Below are 15,956 nucleotides of genomic sequence, written 5' to 3' on the forward strand. Positions count from 1 at the left end.
ATTTAGGGAAGACGGCATCTGTCAAAAAGCTGTAAGGAGATCAAGCCGACGATGAAAATGATATCATGGAACGTGAATGGATTAAGAGCTTGCGTGAATAAAGGGTTTCAAGAGTACTTTGCGAAAATGGATGCGGATATCTTTTGTATCCAGGAAACGAAATTGCAAGAGGGCCAGATTTCGGTTGAGTTTGCTGATGGGTATCATCAGTATTGGAATTATGCGATCAAAAAGGGCTATTCCGGAACCGCTGTATTCACCAAGCAACAGCCCTTATCTGTCTACTATGGTCTGGAAGACAACCATGAGCCAGAAGGACGGATGATCACCCTGGAATTCGATTCGTTCTATCTCGTCAACGTATACACGCCAAATGCAAAACGAGACTTGTCGAGACTGGAATACAGGCTGGAATGGGAAGATCGGTTCCGCAGCTATCTCTTGCAGCTGGACAAGCAAAAGCCAGTCATCGTGTGTGGCGATCTCAATGTGGCTCATCAGGAAATCGACATCAAAAATGCAAAATCGAACCGTGGAAATTCCGGCTTTACTGACGAAGAGCGTGGCAAGATGAGTGAACTGCTCCAATCCGGTTTTATCGACACGTTCCGGCATTTCTATCCAGATCGAACAGATGCCTATTCCTGGTGGTCCTATATGCCAAAGGTAAGAGAGCGCAACATCGGCTGGAGAATCGACTACTTCCTCTCCTCCACAAGGCTTGCCCCGTCCTTGATTGACGCCCGTATCGATGCCGATGTAACAGGCAGCGATCACTGTCCAATCATCCTGGAACTGGCTGATCTGTAGCACACGCACATACGGCTGCCTGCTGGGCAGCCTTTTTTATTGCCCACGTTTCCATTTCAAGGAATATTTTCAGATGTCATGAGAGATTCTACAACTAATGGTCAGTCCATATCCTGGAGGAATCCCATGACATTTCTGATATCGTTTCTTATCGTGGTCGTGATCGTTTTGTTTGGCGCCTTTTCTCCAGAGCTTTTTGCCAAAACAGCTACTCGCGTTCTAGACTTGACCACCACGAACTTTGGCTGGTTTTATTTGATCGTCGCCTTTAGTTTTTTGATCTTCTGTATCTATTTGGCCTTTAGCAAATACGGTCAGATCCCTTTGGGGCAGGATGACGACGAACCCGAATACTCTTTGCCTACCTGGTTTAGTATGCTTTTTAGTGCAGGAATGGGAATTGGACTTGTTTTTTGGGGAGTCGCCGAACCTGTTTCCCACTACTTTGCGCCTCCAGCAGGAGTAACAGGCCAAACGACGGAAGCCGCGCAGGTCGCTATGCGGTACGCTTTTTTCCATTGGGGACTTCATCCGTGGGGCATTTATGCCGTCATCGCGCTTTCGCTTGCCTACTTCCAATTCAGAAGAGGCTCCAAGGGGTTGATTTCTTCCACTTTTGCCCCTTTGCTTGGTGAGAGAATACATGGGCCTATCGGAAAAGCAATCGACATCCTCGCCGTGATCGCCACCGTTTTTGGAGTCGCCACCTCGCTTGGCCTTGGCACGTTGCAAATAAACGGCGGGTTGTCTCATCTGTTTGGTCTTGCCTCCAATACCACCGTACAAATCGCGATCATTGCCATTATTACGGTCATCTATCTCTTGTCCTCTACCACGGGACTCGATAGAGGGATCAAGATACTCAGCAACACCAATTTGATAGTAGCATTGGCCTTGTTGCTGCTGACCCTCATCCTGGGTCCGACTTCATTTTTGTTCGACACCTTTACCAGCACGCTGGGCAGCTATTTGAACAATCTCATTTCCATGAGCTTGCGCCTCACTCCTTTTACCCAGGGGAATTGGGTTGCCAATTGGACTTTGTTCTACTGGGCCTGGTGGATCGCCTGGGCCCCATTTGTCGGCATGTTTATCGCCCGAGTGTCCAAGGGGCGTACGATCAAGGAATTCGTCATCTGTGTGATGCTCGTCCCCAGTCTGCTCAGCTTCATCTGGTTCTCTGTCTTTGGGGGTACCGCCTTGCATCTGGAAATCTTTGATCAGGCCCCGATTGGAGAGGCTGTTCAGAATGATATTTCTACCGCCTTGTTTCTCGCGCTGGAACAGCTGCCTTGGGGAACCATTCTCGCGATTGTCGCCCTGGTTCTGATCTTCACCTTCTTCATCACCTCGGCTGACTCAGCCACATTTGTCCTGGGGATGCTGTCTGCCGACGGCACCCTCGATCCATCCACTCGCGTCAAAATCACCTGGGGCATCCTCCAGTCTACGATTGCTGTGGTCCTTCTGCTCAGCGGAGGATTGGAGGGATTACAGACGGCCTCGATCGTCGCCGCACTCCCTTTCGCCGTCATCATGGTCTTGATGTGCTTCTCCTTGATGCGCGCCCTTCGTGAAGAAGAACGGTCTGCCAAAAAGAGGCGTCGGGAACAGAGCAAGAAGCTCGAAAAGCTGCTTAAGGATCTATGAAATGGCGAAAAAAAAATAGTCCTGTTTTCGCTTCGGACTAAGGTTTTTATGATTTGACTTAATCGTCCCAATCTACATCAAGCACATCACCTGTCGTTGCGGAGATCTCGAACTCCACTTCCCGCCATTGGTCCGTCCGCATTTCCACTTCGTACAGATACTGTCCGTCGTCTTCATCCAATTTAGCTTTGACGATCGTTCCTTTCACCTGGTTCAAGGCAATTTTTTTTGCTTCTTCGAGACTGATTTTCACCCTTTGCTTCATGCGTTCCGGATCGTTTTCGCGCCACGCTTCACCGGTCATGGCATCGACATAGACGTCTACACTCCGATTGGTCTCGAATTTGTAATAGAGCGTACCCCGCTCCGTTTCCCTCATGATAGCGCCTGAAAATGAAACAGAAATAAGATTACAATTAGAAAATGATGCATTGAAGGCGTCTCCGGCGCCAGTCGTATCGACGACTGGAACCTGATGGCCGGAAATGTGCAGCAGCGATCCAGCTTGAGCCTTGTATGCCACTCCCTGTGCTCCGAGCTGTTGCCACGACGTGACGAACACCTTGCTTCAGCAAAGCATCCATTCTTTCTACCAAATCTGACTCACCCTCGGCAAGCATTGAAAGCTCCGTTTCGTTCGGTGTCAGATAATCCACGCTGGCCAACAATTCAGGCGGCAGCTTTTGTGCAGGTGCAGGATTGAGAATGACGGTCTTTTGAAGCAGCTTTGCTACCTTGGCGGCATAGGTTACAGTCGCGAGCGGTATCTCCATTTGCATCAGAACAATATCCGCGCGCTCGATCAGCTCGATCTGGGCATCGATGTCAGCCGGTATGCACTGGGCATTGGCTCCGGGCACGACGATGATGCTGTGCTGTTATCCCCTTCTGCCAGCACGATGAAGGCAGTCCCTGTTTCACCGGACTCCGTCTTCTTCACGCCTGTGCTGTTCACCCCTCCTGTCTGCAAAGAGCCCAGCAGCTCCCCGCCGAAAAGATCCTGGCCAACGCTGCCGATCATGGCAAGCTCCGCTCCGAGCCTGGCGAGTCCAATCGCTTGGTTCGCTCCCTTTCCTCCCGGCACGAACTGCACGCTTTGACCCAGGATGGTTTCCCCCATGACGGGCAAACGTGGTGTCTGGACTACCATGTCCATGTTCAAACTTCCAATCACGACGAGTTTGGCTTCACTCTTCCACTGCTCCTTCGACTATACGAACGTTCCGACCCGTCCTTTCTCTACGTTACATGCGCTTCTCTCATTCCGGGTTCATCGACTGTCGGAATCTTGTCTGGGAGAGTCATCATGCTTTTTGTGTGGACTCCCTGACAATAAGCGAGACTCCTAGCTCTACGGTTTCATAATGGCTACTAGACTGATTAATTCGCTCAATCAGCTTGTTCGCCGCCAGCTCCCCGATCTGATAGATTGGCTGTGCAATCGTAGACAGCTCCGGCTGGGTAATCTCCGTCAGATTGACACCGTCAAAACCGCAAACTTTCACTTGCCCCGGTATGGATATGCCCCGGCGGTTCAACTCTTTCAGAACACCCACCGCCATCAAGTCATTGCCCGCAAAAATACCATCCACGTCCGGATGCTTGCTGAGCAAGGCGTCTACTGCTCGGATGCCTCCATCGATAGTGAAATCTCCAGGGATCATCAGAGTCGGGGTGTACCAGGGATGCTGCCTCGCCACTTCCTCGTAACCTTCGAGACGCTCCTTTGCTGTAACCAGCTCCTGAGGACCGTAGACGTGAGCAATTTTTTTACAGCCTGCCTCCAGCAGATGCTCGACAGCCGTCTTTGCTCCTCCGAAATTATCGACCTTAATGACGCATCCAGACTCCATATTGGGTGCTCGGTCCAGCATCACAAAAGGAATCCGCGCCTCTTCCATCCGTTCCAGGTCTTCTCGTACCAGATTATTGGTAGCAAAGATAATCCCGTCTACGTATTTCTTTTTCAATACCTCGATGTAGGAGCGTTCTTTTACTCCCATATCGTCCGAGTTGCACAGTATCACGGTATAGCCGTTGTTTTGCGCAATATCCTCGACACCCCTGGCGAGCCCGGGGAAAAACGGATTGGAGATATCCGGCAAAATCAAGGCGATCGTCTTCGTTCGTTTGCCTGCCAATCCCCTCGCCATCTGGTTTGGCTCAAACTGCAGCTGCTTCATCGCTTTCATAACTTTTTGCTCAGTTTCGCTGTTCACGTATCCTTTTTTATTCATCACCCGGGACACCGTCGCTACGGAAACACCCGCCAGCTTGGCTACATCTCTGATCGTTGCCTTCATACTTTCCATTCACCACCGACTATGTGTAACCGGTTTACACAATCTATCACTATTTAAACAACACAATTATCAATTCGTATGTAACCGGTTACTATAAAATAATCCGAATTTTCCATCTGGTCAATATCATGTTTATAGTCTGAAATGACCAAATTGATTTCGGTAACAGGAAGAATCGATGTCGGGAAATAGAGGAAAAGGCTTGGTGATTGAGGAATAATCAATCAAAACAAGGCTGCGAGTTCCCCTGGCAGACAGGAGAAAATATTTCGAGGAATGGGATGAGGATATGGTAAAAGCAGTTGATAAATCCTCCTAATCTGAACAAGCTGATCATTTTAAGAGGTTATCCGCGATGAAATTCCAACTGATTGATATCGAAAACTGGCGTAGAAAACCGTATTTTGATCACTATTACGATCAAGTCAGATGCACCTACAGCATGACAGCCATCGTGGACATTACCCAACTGCTGACGGAATTGCGAAGCAAAGGAATCAAACTCTACCCGGCACTGATTCACATGATACAGCGATGACTTCCTCGCGTTTTACAAGGACTATCTGGATGACATGGAAAAGTTTAACCTGAACATCTACACGGAAGGGACCTATCTTTTGCCTATCTTTACAATGGGAAAATATTCACAGCAGGACGGCAGAACTCTCCTCCCCTTGTCGGTACAGCTCCACCACGCCGTATGCGACGGCTATCATGCAGGCGTCCTGTTTAATGAGCTGCAAGAGCGAGCTGACGATTGCAGCAAATGGTTGCCAGGAGGATCTATTGTGTAAGAAATAAAAAAACAAAACCTGTCAAACACTTCCTTTTGGTGATTGGCAGGTTTTTGATTTTATACTCAAGTAGAAAACATCGTATCATTCCATACCCCTTTAGATCACAATGCCTGTAAGCGCACGATTGCCTGAACGCGGTCGACAACATCCAGTTTTCGATAGAGATTACTGATATAATTGCGCACTGTGCCCTCGGCTATATACAACTCTGCAGCGATCTCACGGTTGTTATACCCCTTCATGATCAGTCCAGCCTATTCCTTTTCTCGATCTGTCAGCTCAATCTTTAAGCTTTTGGACGTGGATGAGTGATGCTGATCATGAGACATGTGCAACATGCGGCTCGCCAATTTGGAAGCAACGGCTGAGGGTAAGATAAATTGTCCCAAGACGGTATCACGGATCGCCGCGATCATTTTATCTGTATCCATATCCTTCAATAAATAGCCGCTTGCACCACTCGCCATGCCATCAATAATATAGTTGTCCTCGAGAAACGTAGACAAGATGAGGATGAAGGTTTGCGGTGAGTTTTGCTTGATTTGCTTTAGAGCGGTAATTCCGTCCATAATGGGCATCTGAATGTCCATGATCACGAGATCTGGACAAAGTTTTGCCGTCAACTCAATAGCCTCCACCCCATTACTGGCGACTCCTACGACTTCCAGATCGTCCTCCAAATCCAGTATGGTACGCAAGCCTTCTCTTGTTAACATCTGATCATCGGCTATGACTATCTTTATCATCTTGTACCCCATCCCCCATCTCATCCACTCAGTATGGCAGATTGATGCGCAGCAAACACCCTTCATTGGGTTCGGACTCAATGGATAATGTACCTTTTAGTTGCTGAACACGATCTTTCATCATTTTTAGACCAAATCCCAATTCAAGATTGCTGGCACCCACTCCGTTGTCAGCGAGGGTGAATTGTACGTTCGCCCCGTCATTATACAAGTAAAAACGAAATTCAGTGCTTTTGCCATGTCGAATACCATTGGTCAAACCTTCTTGCAAAGCATGATAGAGAACTTTTTTATGAATCAAGGGCAAGCGCTCTACGGAATCCAGCTCTGCATGTATGACCGCTCCTGTGTTCCGTTCCGTATCTTGAATCAGCTGTTGCAGGGCTTGGCCAATGTCATAATATCGGTCCTCTTTCATCATGTGAACAGAATTGCGAATCTCGCTGAGACTGTGTCGGACGAGATCTTGCGCTTCCTGCAAACGCCCGACAGCGCTGTCCATATCTTTATGCAGCAATCGCTTCCCAGCTTCGATCTGAAGAACGGTCGAGGTTAGCGTGTGACCGACAATATCGTGGATTTCTTGGGCAATTCGATTGCGCTCTGCATACACTGTCATCTCTGCCAGCACTTCGGAGGTCGCTTTCATCGATTTCTCCAGGCTGCTTGTTCGTTCTGCAACTTGATTCTCCAGGTTGTCATTTAAAAACTGCATTTGCGCAAACAGCCTGGCATTGGTAATGAAGATAGCACATTGGGAACTAAGCAGCTTTAGCACATCCAGCCGTTCCTTTGTGAATACCCCTTTGGACAAATTATTCTCCACGTACAACAGACAAATCAATTCGTTCTGGTAGGTAATAGGCAAACAAAGCACGGATTTGCATTCTTTTTTCTTGACGTATTCATCTCGCTGGAACATGCTGTTTTTTGCACCATCATGCAGGATCACGGCTTGTTTCGTTCTTGCAGTAAATTCAATAATCGTTGACGGAACCAGATGCTCTGCTGCATACAGCGGAATCGATTCGATTTGCAGCTTCTCTGCCTTGCCATACGCCTCCACCATCCAGACTTCATTTTTGAATAGGAGTGCACCGTATTCCGCCCCAGCGTTTTGAAGCATGATGCGCATCAATGTGCTCAGTAGTTTGCCCATCTCCATTTCACCTGACAAGGCTTGAGCAGATATCACAACTGATAGATAATCAGCCCGTTCCACATAGTCATGAATCAGTCCATAGCGACGTGCAGCCGTGATCGCCTGTTCATAGAATCGTTCCGCTTGATGGTTTTTTGCTCCATTCTAGCTAGCTCTGCCTTGACGAACCAATACTTGTGCAGGTAATTATTCGGACAACGATCAGCTCCGGAAATGGCGACCCACTTGCCTTCCTTCGTTTGATACGCATTCCTCGGTGCGACTGACAGGCTTCCATTGCCTACGCGGTTGGCGATAATCCCCAGCTGATCGTACGCCACAATATGCGGCTCGAGCAGTCTCATCAATGGCTCATAAAGAGAGATGTCGATGCACTGTCCTTTTCTCTCAGGATTGTTCGCCCTCTCATGGAGGGCAATCATCAGAGACAACGCTCCGAACGCACCGCTCACTCCATCTGCCAATGCCATGCCAGGCAAGGTGGGGGGGCCATCAGCAGATCCGTTGACCGAGGTAAAACCGCTCATCCCCTCCGCTACCGTATGCTAGCCAAGCTCCGGGAGACGAAAGATACCTTGTTGAATCTGGAAGGAAAGGTGTCCGGCACGCTAAAGCTGGCCGTGACCAAGTCCTTTGCTTTCTACAAGCTGCCTGCGCTTCTGCGAGACTTCAGGCGTCAGTATCCCAACGTGGATTTTACAGTGACGACCGGGTCCAATCTGGATCTCACCCATTCCTTGCATCGGCAAGAAACGCATGTCGCCATCGTTCGGGGTATCCAGCATTGGCCGGACGAAAAAGAGATTATTGCGAATGAGACGATCTGTGTGATTGCCAAAGAGAAGGTAGGACTACACGATCTGCCTGCCATGCCTCGTATTGATTATGAGCCTAAGCCCTCACTCAACATCGTGATCGATAACTGGTGGAGGGAAAACTTTACCACCCCTCCTTTCATTTCGATGACTGTCGATAATGTGGAGGTGGCCAAGCGCATGGTCAAGAATGACCTGGGTTATACGATCGCTCCGAGTAGCGTATTTGATCCAAAAGATGGTTTGTATAAATGGAATTTGACGACTCCCGACTCGGAGCCGATCATGTGGAAAACCTGGATTCTTTATCGAAAAGAGTTGATGAGGCTGCCAGCGGTACGGGGATTTGTGGAGTTCATGAAGAATCGCCATCGACAGGGAAATCCTTCCTAATTTCTAGATTGCTGTAGTATGCTAAACGAGTACCCTGTATGAAAATGAGAAAGGTGAGATGAGCTGAGATGAGCCGAGAGAGAGTAAAGCTGGATATCAATCGCATTGTTTTTATCGGGAGAACGTTCGACGAGTACTTGAAGATGTTCGATTTGACACAAGAAGAGCTAACAGGAAAACGGGTGCTGGATTGTCCTGCTGGTGCTTGTTCATTTACGGCAATCGCCGGAAGGAACGGATTGGACGTGACTGCAACGGACATCGCCTACGATCACTCTGTTTCTGAGTTGGAGAACAAGGGCTTTCTGGATATCGAACACGCCATGGAACAGATGGAAAAAACACAAAGCAACTATGTATGGAATGAGTTCCGGTCTGTAGCTGAGCTGAAGCAGCACAGATCGATGGCACTGACAGCATGTGTCAAGGATATGAGAGCCAGACCAGAACGCTATGTTCCCGCGACACTGCCACAGCTCCCCTTCTCCGTGCAGGAATTTGATATAACCTTGTCAGCACACTTCCTGTTTATGTATGCAGACAGGCTGGATTACGCTTTTCATGTACAGACCATCCACGAGCTGATGAGGGTAACTCGCTCAGAAATTCGCATCTTCCCTCTGGTTGATTTATCTGGCAGACGGTATGCGTCTATGGATTGCTTACTCGATTTTGTCCGCAGTCAAGGATGGAGTGCTGAAGAATGTGAAGCCTCTTACCAATTCCAGAAGGGTGCCCGTACGATGCTTCGCATGCAAAGGTTAGATTAAGCATTAGCGATTAGCGTAAAAAGACTGTGACAAACTCCCACTCCATACTGGCTAAAACGCTTGCTCCAAATTGCGCATCATTTTTGTCATAAGGATTTCTGTAGAGATAAATATCGCTTACTGAAAGAAAACGTAAGATATCCCTTCCATGCGCATCAGCTAAGCCATCTGGGCATTTCAGATCTGGATAGCGCTCATTCGTTAAACGAAACAGACCAAATCCTGAAGTAGCTTCTCCATTTGTAGCGTAAAGGTCTTCCTCTTTCCCAACTTGCTCCAGATGATAGGATCGATTCATTCTTCATTCCCTCCAAACGAATGGGACATATTAAGACAAGGTGTCGGCAGCAATCGCGCTGCACCTTGTCTTGTTTTCGGCATTTCTTCATCATGTCGTGGTACTGGCAGGGGCTACTCGCTCAGGATTCGGATATACGAGACGTTCTTCACATTAATGACAACATCGTCGTATTGAAGCCATCCATCATTTTGATTGGCGATCATTTGAATGATTTCTTCCGGTTCTGTTGTCTTCACGGTCACGGTATCTCCTTTTTCAAAATGAAATACCAGCTGTTGCTCCACTCTCATGTTCATTGCTCCTCTATCGGATTATTGGCGAATCGAAAATGGGTGATCCTGCTTTCCCTTCCCTTAGTGATATCGGGATTCTGGTTGTATTCCTTAAGCCGATTTCGGACAGAAGGAGCATAGAATCAGCCATATTTCCACAAACTAGCAGCAAAGGCGGTGGATCATCCCATGGACAAAGACAAAGAGGAAACGAGCACCAAAGAAGAGCCAACTGTAGCCCCAAGCATGAATGGTCATGATCCTCTCGAAGAAAAGGCTACCGCTGAAGAAATCAAGAAGGGTGACTATACTTCCGTCACGAAGCTTTTTCTGGATCGGACACCTGAAGAATAGGAACGAAAAAAGGCCCATCTTTTTCCAGAAGGGCTTTTTTTCATGTTTTTAGTACCCTTAAAGTTACATCCACGTGAGCAGCAGCGCAGCATGCCCGATTTGCTTCTGTACTAGCACGCTCTCCATTCTTGATTCAGCTGTTCGCAATCACGAGATTGTCTATGAGTTAGGTTTTTTGTTCGGTTTCTGTATGAATCGAGCGTCCGTATTCAATCAGCTTATGCAACGTATCAATCTCATCCTGACCCTTGGGGGCAAATTCTGTCACACTGTACCCAACAACCTGAAAATTCCTCTGCAGCTCCTCTAAAATATTCATTAATGCATGGACACCCAATCCATTTGGCGTCGGGCACATGGTAGAAGGAAAATGACCCGGATCGAGAACATCCAAATCTACATGAATATAGACATGGCTGAATCCTCGCATGTTGATCCATTCTATAAGCTCACTGCTGCCTTCTTCCAATTGCTTTACCGTCCATACACGCATAGATGACTGCTGAATATAGCTTTCTTCAGGCTCATCCAAATCTCTGACACCTGCAAGGATGACTTGATCGACGGAAAGAGTGGAAAAACACTGCTTGAGGATCTCCTCGTCCCCCTGGCCCAGTAAAGCTCGCAGCGGCATACCATGAAAGAGCTTGCTCGGCGAAGTGGAAGGGGTATCGAGATCTCCATGTGCATCGAGCCAAACCACAGCTAGATCACCGTCGTATATTTGGTTCAAATAAGATACGGGAGCGACTTCAATACCGCAATCTCCGCCAATGGTGAAAATGGCACCTGGCTTCGCCTCGCTGATCACGCGAGCCGCTTCTTTTAATTGCTGAAGAATCTGAGTGGAGAATATCATTTTCCAATTCCAATTGGCTATCTATCCTTATCTCTACCTGCGTTACTTTTTCATTCGCTAACCAACGATCCCGAATAAACAACGCACCTTCCAGCAGATCTTTTTTCTTTCCCGAACCTTGCCACTGCGGAAATAGTAATTTCATTTCTTTCATTTTGAACACCTCATATACAAAAAAGTTTTCACAGAAAAAATCATTCTGCTCCCCTCCGTATGCTATTTTTATCCTGTTTCCTGTGGCATACTGGCTGTGAGGAGAGTGATCATTTTGACCATATCTTTTTACTACACTGTCCCTAGTAGTGATGTTGGCTACTTGAAAGACTCACTGGACATCATGTACGTACCGTATTGGATCGAGCAATCTTCTGAAAAGTGGAAGCTCAATGAGGGTGAAGTAGCGTTTGTCTTCCCTGAGGTTCACACGAGGGTCTATCACTACATCTGTGAGCTTTTTCATGGCTATGGGCTACACTATCCGGAGTAGCCCTCGTTTTCGTGACGTTCTTCTAAAGGCTTTTCCTCTTTCCCTACTCCCCACATGCTGAAGCTAGTACCAAGATCGCCTCTAAATGGCTTCCTCAAGTACATTTCCCGCTCAGACAAACCACGCGTATTTCGTGCTCTTCATATCAAGATTTCATTGTCGAAACCATTTTGTGTGAATATTATGTATTTAATGCTACCCTTATTGTATATCAGCAAAAGGAGGATCTGAAAGAACATGCTAAGAAAAATAGCAGCCATTATTGTCCTTTTCTTTTTTTGTCTAAGCGTTGTGCCTCTTGCTCATGCAGCAGATGTATGGTCGGATGGAGATTGGCAACTGGGTTCACCCACTAACCAACAACCGTCTACACAAAATCCTGAGAACCCTTACACCGAGCTATGGTCTGAAAACTTGTGGCAGGACAATCCACCTCCAAATTCACCTACTCCCCCTCCAAACAACGGACTGTGGTCAGAAAATCTGTGGCAAGACAATCCACCATCCACTTCTCCGTCTCCTCAAATGCCAGTATCCGTACCCGATGGCATACACGCACCAAAGCAACCAACCTTGCTTCAACCAGCAGTATCACCAGTCATTGAGAATGGAAAAATCCTCATCCCTGCACGTGATGTTTTAGAACCGCTTGGAGTAGAACTGCAATTTGATCCAATCAAACAATTGCTGACCTTCCGAAAAGAAAATACCATCGTTCACCTGATCCTGAATAACGATATGGCAATGGTGAATGGCAACATGGTCAAATTAGAAGCAGCGGCGAAAATCGTGAATGGCCATACCTTTATTCCACTCCATTTACTACCCCAAGCTCTCCAATACAAAGTCGATTTTGAAACCACTACCACAAAAGTGACGATTGACGAATGGTTGTATTTTTATCTCGATGCCAGTAAAGCGAATGCTGTCCCCGTACAAACGCAGCCCATCAACCAAACCAGCTCTTTTGTCGGTAACTGGTCGATCTGGATTCCTGGTGGATTTGCCACTACTGGAACAACCACTCATGGTGATGGATCGAAAACGATTACCCAGGAATATAGTAAAGGGGCACAAGGATACACCCTCAGCATCCTGGCTAACGGCACTTATTCGTGGCAAACAACAGGAGGTACGATCACTGGCCAATGGAAAGCAGAACCTGATGGAAGAATCGTCTTATTAAAAGCGAAATACGAATTTGACTGGTACGTCTCAAAAATCAATGAAAATGAGATCAAATTCTATTCTTTTGGGATGGAAGAGTATGGTACTAGAATAAAATGATCCATTGCTCGAATATCGATGGCCCTCTGAGTCAATTGCAGAGGGCCTTGTTTTTTCTTTGGGGTTATTTTGGCTAACCTACTGCTCACGCAATCAGAAAGGTCTAGTATACCGTAAACACTTGGAGGAAATAATGGGGCTTAATAAGCGATGGAAATTCAGAAACTTCAAAAATTTGTAAAACCCTCTTGTTCTTATGGCATAATGATTTCAAGAGGTGGTTACCGTGAACTGGAGATACGTATTTCTTGTTGTTGTTACAATGCTTGCCATCGTCATTAGCTATTTCTCTCCTTGGATCACAGACAACTACGCAAGACATACTGCAATAACCGGCTTTAATCAAGCTTGGAAGAATACGACCGATGGCTGTGGTACCGATAAAGCACTTCAATCAGTCAAAGTTCCCTTTGGTAGAAGCATTGAAATTGAGTACGGCTGTGGACTACTTCCTTCTGATTCACCCGAATATCGTCAAAAAACGGAAGTGTTTGTTTCTTTTCTTGGAACCGTTCATATAGATAAGACAGCACGTCCGAATCATTAGCAATGGTGTCTTCCACGCCCGAGAGCAGCAATTCATCATAGACATTTTGATAAGCTCCGTATTCTCCATTCATCGACGTAGTATAATTTTCCTAAAAACAATGAAGGAGGCACTATCATGACTCTTCTCCTAAAGGAAATAACTTCTGAAAACTGGGAAGAATGCATTCAGTTACAACCCAGTGAGGACCAAGAACATTTTATCGCTTCTAATCTGTATTCCTTAGCTCAGTCAAAATTTTTACCGAATTTCGAAACACTTGCCGTGTACAAGGATCAAGCTATGGTTGGATTTGTCATGTTTGGAATAGATCCCGTCGATTCGCAATACTGGATTTATAGACTCATGATCGATTCCAATCACCAAGGGAAAGGCTACGGGATCGAAACCATGAAACAGGTTATTGACAGAATCAGAGAAAAGCCTGATACAACAAACATTATGGTAGCCTACCACCCTGAAAATGAAGCCGCAGCCAGTCTTTATGAAAAACTTGGATTTAAAGTTGTTGGTAAAGCTTCATGGGGCGAAATAATGTCATGTCTTTCAATGGTTGATGGATCTACATAAGCATTTACTAATCGGATGTACGAACATCTCCTCCTCATGATTATCGAAGAAGACAAGGGCTTTTCAAACGCACGTGGCGTAGAAGTGGAGGAATTTATTTTGATTCTTAATGTCCATGAAACAGAGTAACTTCCTCGATCTTTTTGAACTGCAACACCCTCAAACATTCCATTGATTCGGGTGTTTTTTTACATATCGATTGGTTAGTTCATTTATTCCCTTTTCCGAATGAGGGTTACGGAACAAACCAAAAAACCTCATCCACGAAAGGTTGAGGTTTCTGCCATCAATTGCAGACGAAGCTATTCTTTATAAATCAAGGATTTCAACGATTCTGCCTGATCTTTGTCCTGCTGACTGATGATTCCCTCAAATTGATACACGTACGTCCCATTGTTCGCTATTTTGAGGTAGGCTACGTTCTGCTTCGTAAAATGCCCCAACACTTCATTTGCCTGCGTGATCGACAGCTTTGAATTCATCGCCAGTTCGGAAGCGGTTAAATTGCCGCCGTTACGCGAAGCAATCTGAAGCACCAAATTTTCCAATGCATCTAATTTTCGGAGCTTGGAATTGTTTTTTGCCGCAAACAATAACCAGCCACCTAACAGTACTGGAAGAACTCCAATCAGAAGAAAAAGTACCAAATCTTCCGTTACGGTCAACTTTGTTTGTTCGGAAGCAAGTGCCCCACAGATCATAATCAGTCCAAATAGCAATAAAATTGCTCCCGCAATGTACTGGATCACTTCTGTAACAAGTCCGGCTCTTGTCATTTTTGGGTTCATGTACAATCAGCCTTTCCTCTATCGTTAGCTTCCAGTTTATCATATCATTTCCATTGACTCATCAGCGAAATTGCAAAGTTCAACATGTATAAAAAAGCCAAGACCCTTCTTTCGCTTGCACTGTACGTATTCTCATCTACCGCCGCTCACGGTAATCGTTTCACCCAATATATAATTAGATGCATCGGATGCAAGGAAGCTGATGACCTCTGCAATTTCGTATGGTGTTGCAGCACGTCCCATCGGCACGGAGGCTACTAATAGTTCGAGGCGGTTGCCATCAGGGGCAAACTTATCATGGAACGGTGTTTCAACCATTCCGGGGGCAACCCCATTTACAATTATCCCATGTTCGATAAACTCCCTTGACATCCCAACTGTCATCGTGTTTACTGCACCTTTTGTTGAAGCATAGTGGATACTTTCACCCGCACCTCCAATCCGAGCCGCTGCTGAAGAAAGATTAATGATTTTACCGCTTTTTCGAGATAGCATGTCTTTTAACACCGCCTGGGAACAAAGAAGGATGCTTTTTACATTCAATGCATACGTCTCGTCCCAAAGTTCCTCAGTCATATCCATGAAAGTGCTTTGCTTAATTCCTCCGCCAGCATTATTTACCAATATATGAACGGCTCCGTAAATGGAAACTACTTTTTGGACCATTGCCTCGACTTGCTCTTTGTTCGTGACATCTGCTTGGATAGCTATACAGTCACCACCGTGCCCTCGAATGGCTTGAACAGTTTCTGTCGCACCCTTTTCGTTTGAATTGTAATTGATAACAACCTTCGCCCCTCTTGAAGCCAATAGTTCCGCTGTCGCACGACCAATTCCAGAACTTGCTCCCGTAATAAGCACTACTTTTCCGTTCAACTCCTGCATAGTTTCTCCTCCAACCTATTCATTTATTTCAATATTTTGATAGTACAGCAAATACAAATCAGTGTGTCAAAATCATCCTCTCATAACGAAACAGCAGGAGAAAATAATTTCTCCTGCTGCGCACTCTGCCCAAAATTATTATCTCTTAAGCCCCAAAATT

At 46.3% G+C, this 15,956-nt stretch carries 22 protein-coding genes and 1 pseudogene; 10 read left to right on the forward strand and 13 right to left on the reverse strand.

Annotated features, from left to right (window positions below):
• Positions 1–51: 51 nt before the first annotated feature.
• Positions 52–810 (forward strand): exodeoxyribonuclease III, encoded by a 759-nt coding sequence (locus EDM52_RS14610; RefSeq protein ID WP_122909715.1) that lies wholly within the window; start codon positions 52–54, stop codon positions 808–810.
• Between the two features lie 126 nt (positions 811–936).
• Positions 937–2,460 (forward strand): glycine betaine uptake BCCT transporter, encoded by a 1,524-nt coding sequence (locus tag EDM52_RS14615; protein ID WP_122909716.1) that lies wholly within the window; start codon positions 937–939, stop codon positions 2,458–2,460.
• A gap of 58 nt (positions 2,461–2,518) precedes the next feature.
• Here the strand turns inward: EDM52_RS14615 and EDM52_RS14620 are convergent, their stop codons facing one another.
• The 4 genes from EDM52_RS14620 to EDM52_RS14630 form a co-directional block, all read right to left on the reverse strand.
• Positions 2,519–2,983 carry a PepSY domain-containing protein gene (locus EDM52_RS14620; RefSeq protein WP_415783051.1) on the reverse strand — a complete coding sequence of 155 codons (465 nt, stop codon included), beginning with the start codon at positions 2,981–2,983 and terminating at the stop codon, positions 2,519–2,521.
• Positions 2,877–3,320 (reverse strand): PfkB family carbohydrate kinase, encoded by a 444-nt coding sequence (locus EDM52_RS25175; protein ID WP_245996932.1) that lies wholly within the window; start codon positions 3,318–3,320, stop codon positions 2,877–2,879. Before EDM52_RS25175 ends, EDM52_RS14620 begins: the two co-directional genes overlap by 107 nt.
• The gene (locus EDM52_RS25180) at positions 3,263–3,634 is read right to left on the reverse strand and encodes a PfkB family carbohydrate kinase (protein WP_276330122.1); all 372 of its coding nucleotides are present in this window, start codon (positions 3,632–3,634) and stop codon (positions 3,263–3,265) included. The genes EDM52_RS25175 and EDM52_RS25180 overlap by 58 nt, the downstream gene beginning before the upstream one ends.
• A 130-nt stretch (positions 3,635–3,764) precedes the next feature.
• Positions 3,765–4,763, reverse strand: a complete 999-nt coding sequence (locus tag EDM52_RS14630; protein WP_122909717.1) for a LacI family DNA-binding transcriptional regulator — start codon at positions 4,761–4,763, stop codon at positions 3,765–3,767.
• A 355-nt stretch (positions 4,764–5,118) separates the two neighbouring features.
• Between EDM52_RS14630 and EDM52_RS14635 the strand changes: the two are divergent.
• A pseudogene (locus EDM52_RS14635) lies at positions 5,119–5,557 on the forward strand (CatA-like O-acetyltransferase).
• Positions 5,558–5,661: 104 nt separating this feature from the next.
• On the opposite strand, the gene EDM52_RS25540 reads toward EDM52_RS14635, so the two are convergent.
• The 4 genes from EDM52_RS25540 to EDM52_RS14650 all read right to left on the reverse strand — a co-directional run bounded on the left by EDM52_RS25540 (position 5,662) and on the right by EDM52_RS14650 (position 7,995).
• On the reverse strand, positions 5,662–5,802 hold the full coding sequence (locus tag EDM52_RS25540) for a LuxR C-terminal-related transcriptional regulator (protein WP_338068320.1): 141 nt from the start codon (positions 5,800–5,802) through the stop codon (positions 5,662–5,664).
• 12 nt (positions 5,803–5,814) lie between these two features.
• On the reverse strand, positions 5,815–6,306 hold the full coding sequence (locus EDM52_RS14640; protein ID WP_338068321.1) for a response regulator: 492 nt from the start codon (positions 6,304–6,306) through the stop codon (positions 5,815–5,817).
• 28 nt (positions 6,307–6,334) lie between these two features.
• On the reverse strand, positions 6,335–7,465 hold the full coding sequence (locus EDM52_RS14645; RefSeq protein ID WP_183185109.1) for a GAF domain-containing sensor histidine kinase: 1,131 nt from the start codon (positions 7,463–7,465) through the stop codon (positions 6,335–6,337).
• 74 nt (positions 7,466–7,539) lie between these two features.
• The gene (locus tag EDM52_RS14650; protein ID WP_122909719.1) at positions 7,540–7,995 is read right to left on the reverse strand and encodes a CoA transferase; all 456 of its coding nucleotides are present in this window, start codon (positions 7,993–7,995) and stop codon (positions 7,540–7,542) included.
• A 15-nt stretch (positions 7,996–8,010) separates the two neighbouring features.
• On the opposite strand from EDM52_RS14650, the gene EDM52_RS14655 reads away from it, so the two are divergent.
• Both EDM52_RS14655 and EDM52_RS14660 read left to right on the forward strand, forming a co-directional pair.
• Complete coding sequence (locus EDM52_RS14655; RefSeq protein ID WP_122909720.1) at positions 8,011–8,676, forward strand: substrate-binding domain-containing protein; 666 nt, start codon at positions 8,011–8,013, stop codon at positions 8,674–8,676.
• A gap of 68 nt (positions 8,677–8,744) precedes the next feature.
• A complete protein-coding gene (locus tag EDM52_RS14660) occupies positions 8,745–9,446 on the forward strand; it encodes an SAM-dependent methyltransferase (protein ID WP_122909721.1) in 702 nt (233 codons plus the stop codon).
• Between the two features lie 10 nt (positions 9,447–9,456).
• Here EDM52_RS14660 and EDM52_RS14665 read toward each other — a convergent pair whose 3' ends face one another.
• Together EDM52_RS14665 and EDM52_RS14670 are read right to left on the reverse strand one after the other, a co-directional pair.
• Complete coding sequence (locus tag EDM52_RS14665) at positions 9,457–9,744, reverse strand: hypothetical protein (RefSeq protein WP_183185111.1); 288 nt, start codon at positions 9,742–9,744, stop codon at positions 9,457–9,459.
• Positions 9,745–9,857: 113 nt separating this feature from the next.
• Positions 9,858–10,037 carry a hypothetical protein gene (locus tag EDM52_RS14670; protein WP_122909722.1) on the reverse strand — a complete coding sequence of 60 codons (180 nt, stop codon included), beginning with the start codon at positions 10,035–10,037 and terminating at the stop codon, positions 9,858–9,860.
• A 171-nt stretch (positions 10,038–10,208) separates the two neighbouring features.
• Between EDM52_RS14670 and EDM52_RS24725 the strand changes: the two genes are divergently transcribed.
• Positions 10,209–10,373: a hypothetical protein gene (locus EDM52_RS24725; RefSeq protein WP_183185113.1), complete on the forward strand. Its 165-nt coding sequence runs from the start codon at positions 10,209–10,211 to the stop codon at positions 10,371–10,373.
• A 166-nt stretch (positions 10,374–10,539) separates the two neighbouring features.
• Here EDM52_RS24725 and EDM52_RS14675 read toward each other — a convergent pair whose 3' ends face one another.
• On the reverse strand, positions 10,540–11,232 hold the full coding sequence (locus tag EDM52_RS14675) for an arginase family protein (RefSeq protein WP_122909723.1): 693 nt from the start codon (positions 11,230–11,232) through the stop codon (positions 10,540–10,542).
• A gap of 268 nt (positions 11,233–11,500) precedes the next feature.
• Here EDM52_RS14675 and EDM52_RS14680 point away from each other — a divergent pair, with 268 nt between their 5' ends.
• From EDM52_RS14680 to EDM52_RS14695, 4 genes are all read left to right on the forward strand, one after another.
• Entirely contained in the window at positions 11,501–11,719 is a 219-nt protein-coding gene (locus EDM52_RS14680; protein ID WP_122909724.1) for a hypothetical protein, read from the forward strand.
• Between the two features lie 237 nt (positions 11,720–11,956).
• Entirely contained in the window at positions 11,957–13,006 is a 1,050-nt protein-coding gene (locus EDM52_RS14685; protein ID WP_122909725.1) for a copper amine oxidase N-terminal domain-containing protein, read from the forward strand.
• A 262-nt stretch (positions 13,007–13,268) separates the two neighbouring features.
• On the forward strand, positions 13,269–13,553 hold the full coding sequence (locus tag EDM52_RS24365; RefSeq protein WP_183185115.1) for a hypothetical protein: 285 nt from the start codon (positions 13,269–13,271) through the stop codon (positions 13,551–13,553).
• A 117-nt stretch (positions 13,554–13,670) separates the two neighbouring features.
• Positions 13,671–14,123 (forward strand): GNAT family N-acetyltransferase, encoded by a 453-nt coding sequence (locus tag EDM52_RS14695; protein WP_122909727.1) that lies wholly within the window; start codon positions 13,671–13,673, stop codon positions 14,121–14,123.
• A 302-nt stretch (positions 14,124–14,425) separates the two neighbouring features.
• Here the strand turns inward: EDM52_RS14695 and EDM52_RS14705 are convergent, their stop codons facing one another.
• Positions 14,426–14,911, reverse strand: coding sequence for a hypothetical protein (locus tag EDM52_RS14705; RefSeq protein ID WP_122909728.1), 486 nt, complete (start codon positions 14,909–14,911; stop codon positions 14,426–14,428).
• Positions 14,912–15,043: 132 nt separating this feature from the next.
• Positions 15,044–15,796 carry an SDR family NAD(P)-dependent oxidoreductase gene (locus tag EDM52_RS14710; RefSeq protein WP_122909729.1) on the reverse strand — a complete coding sequence of 251 codons (753 nt, stop codon included), beginning with the start codon at positions 15,794–15,796 and terminating at the stop codon, positions 15,044–15,046.
• Between the last annotated feature and the right edge of the window lie 160 nt (positions 15,797–15,956).

The sequence above is a fragment of the Brevibacillus invocatus genome, from assembly GCF_003710915.1.
Classification (GTDB): domain Bacteria; phylum Bacillota; class Bacilli; order Brevibacillales; family Brevibacillaceae; genus Brevibacillus; species Brevibacillus invocatus.

Bases quoted from the DNA above. Each gene is read 5' to 3' on its own strand.
- EDM52_RS14610 (WP_122909715.1), top strand. From the start codon at position 52: ATGAAAATGATATCATGGAACGTGAATGGATTAAGAGCTTGCGTGAAT.
- EDM52_RS14615 (WP_122909716.1), top strand. From the start codon at position 937: ATGACATTTCTGATATCGTTTCTTATCGTGGTCGTGATCGTTTTGTTT.
- EDM52_RS14630 (WP_122909717.1), bottom strand. From the start codon at position 4,763: ATGAAGGCAACGATCAGAGATGTAGCCAAGCTGGCGGGTGTTTCCGTA.
- EDM52_RS25540 (WP_338068320.1), bottom strand. From the start codon at position 5,802: ATGAAGGGGTATAACAACCGTGAGATCGCTGCAGAGTTGTATATAGCC.
- EDM52_RS14640 (WP_338068321.1), bottom strand. From the start codon at position 6,306: ATGATAAAGATAGTCATAGCCGATGATCAGATGTTAACAAGAGAAGGC.
- EDM52_RS14645 (WP_183185109.1), bottom strand. From the start codon at position 7,465: ATGGGCAAACTACTGAGCACATTGATGCGCATCATGCTTCAAAACGCT.
- EDM52_RS14650 (WP_122909719.1), bottom strand. From the start codon at position 7,995: ATGAGCGGTTTTACCTCGGTCAACGGATCTGCTGATGGCCCCCCCACC.
- EDM52_RS14655 (WP_122909720.1), top strand. From the start codon at position 8,011: ATGCTAGCCAAGCTCCGGGAGACGAAAGATACCTTGTTGAATCTGGAA.
- EDM52_RS14660 (WP_122909721.1), top strand. From the start codon at position 8,745: ATGAGCCGAGAGAGAGTAAAGCTGGATATCAATCGCATTGTTTTTATC.
- EDM52_RS14665 (WP_183185111.1), bottom strand. From the start codon at position 9,744: ATGAATCGATCCTATCATCTGGAGCAAGTTGGGAAAGAGGAAGACCTT.
- EDM52_RS14670 (WP_122909722.1), bottom strand. From the start codon at position 10,037: ATGAGAGTGGAGCAACAGCTGGTATTTCATTTTGAAAAAGGAGATACC.
- EDM52_RS24725 (WP_183185113.1), top strand. From the start codon at position 10,209: ATGGACAAAGACAAAGAGGAAACGAGCACCAAAGAAGAGCCAACTGTA.
- EDM52_RS14675 (WP_122909723.1), bottom strand. From the start codon at position 11,232: ATGATATTCTCCACTCAGATTCTTCAGCAATTAAAAGAAGCGGCTCGC.
- EDM52_RS14685 (WP_122909725.1), top strand. From the start codon at position 11,957: ATGCTAAGAAAAATAGCAGCCATTATTGTCCTTTTCTTTTTTTGTCTA.
- EDM52_RS24365 (WP_183185115.1), top strand. From the start codon at position 13,269: ATGCTTGCCATCGTCATTAGCTATTTCTCTCCTTGGATCACAGACAAC.
- EDM52_RS14695 (WP_122909727.1), top strand. From the start codon at position 13,671: ATGACTCTTCTCCTAAAGGAAATAACTTCTGAAAACTGGGAAGAATGC.
- EDM52_RS14705 (WP_122909728.1), bottom strand. From the start codon at position 14,911: ATGAACCCAAAAATGACAAGAGCCGGACTTGTTACAGAAGTGATCCAG.
- EDM52_RS14710 (WP_122909729.1), bottom strand. From the start codon at position 15,796: ATGCAGGAGTTGAACGGAAAAGTAGTGCTTATTACGGGAGCAAGTTCT.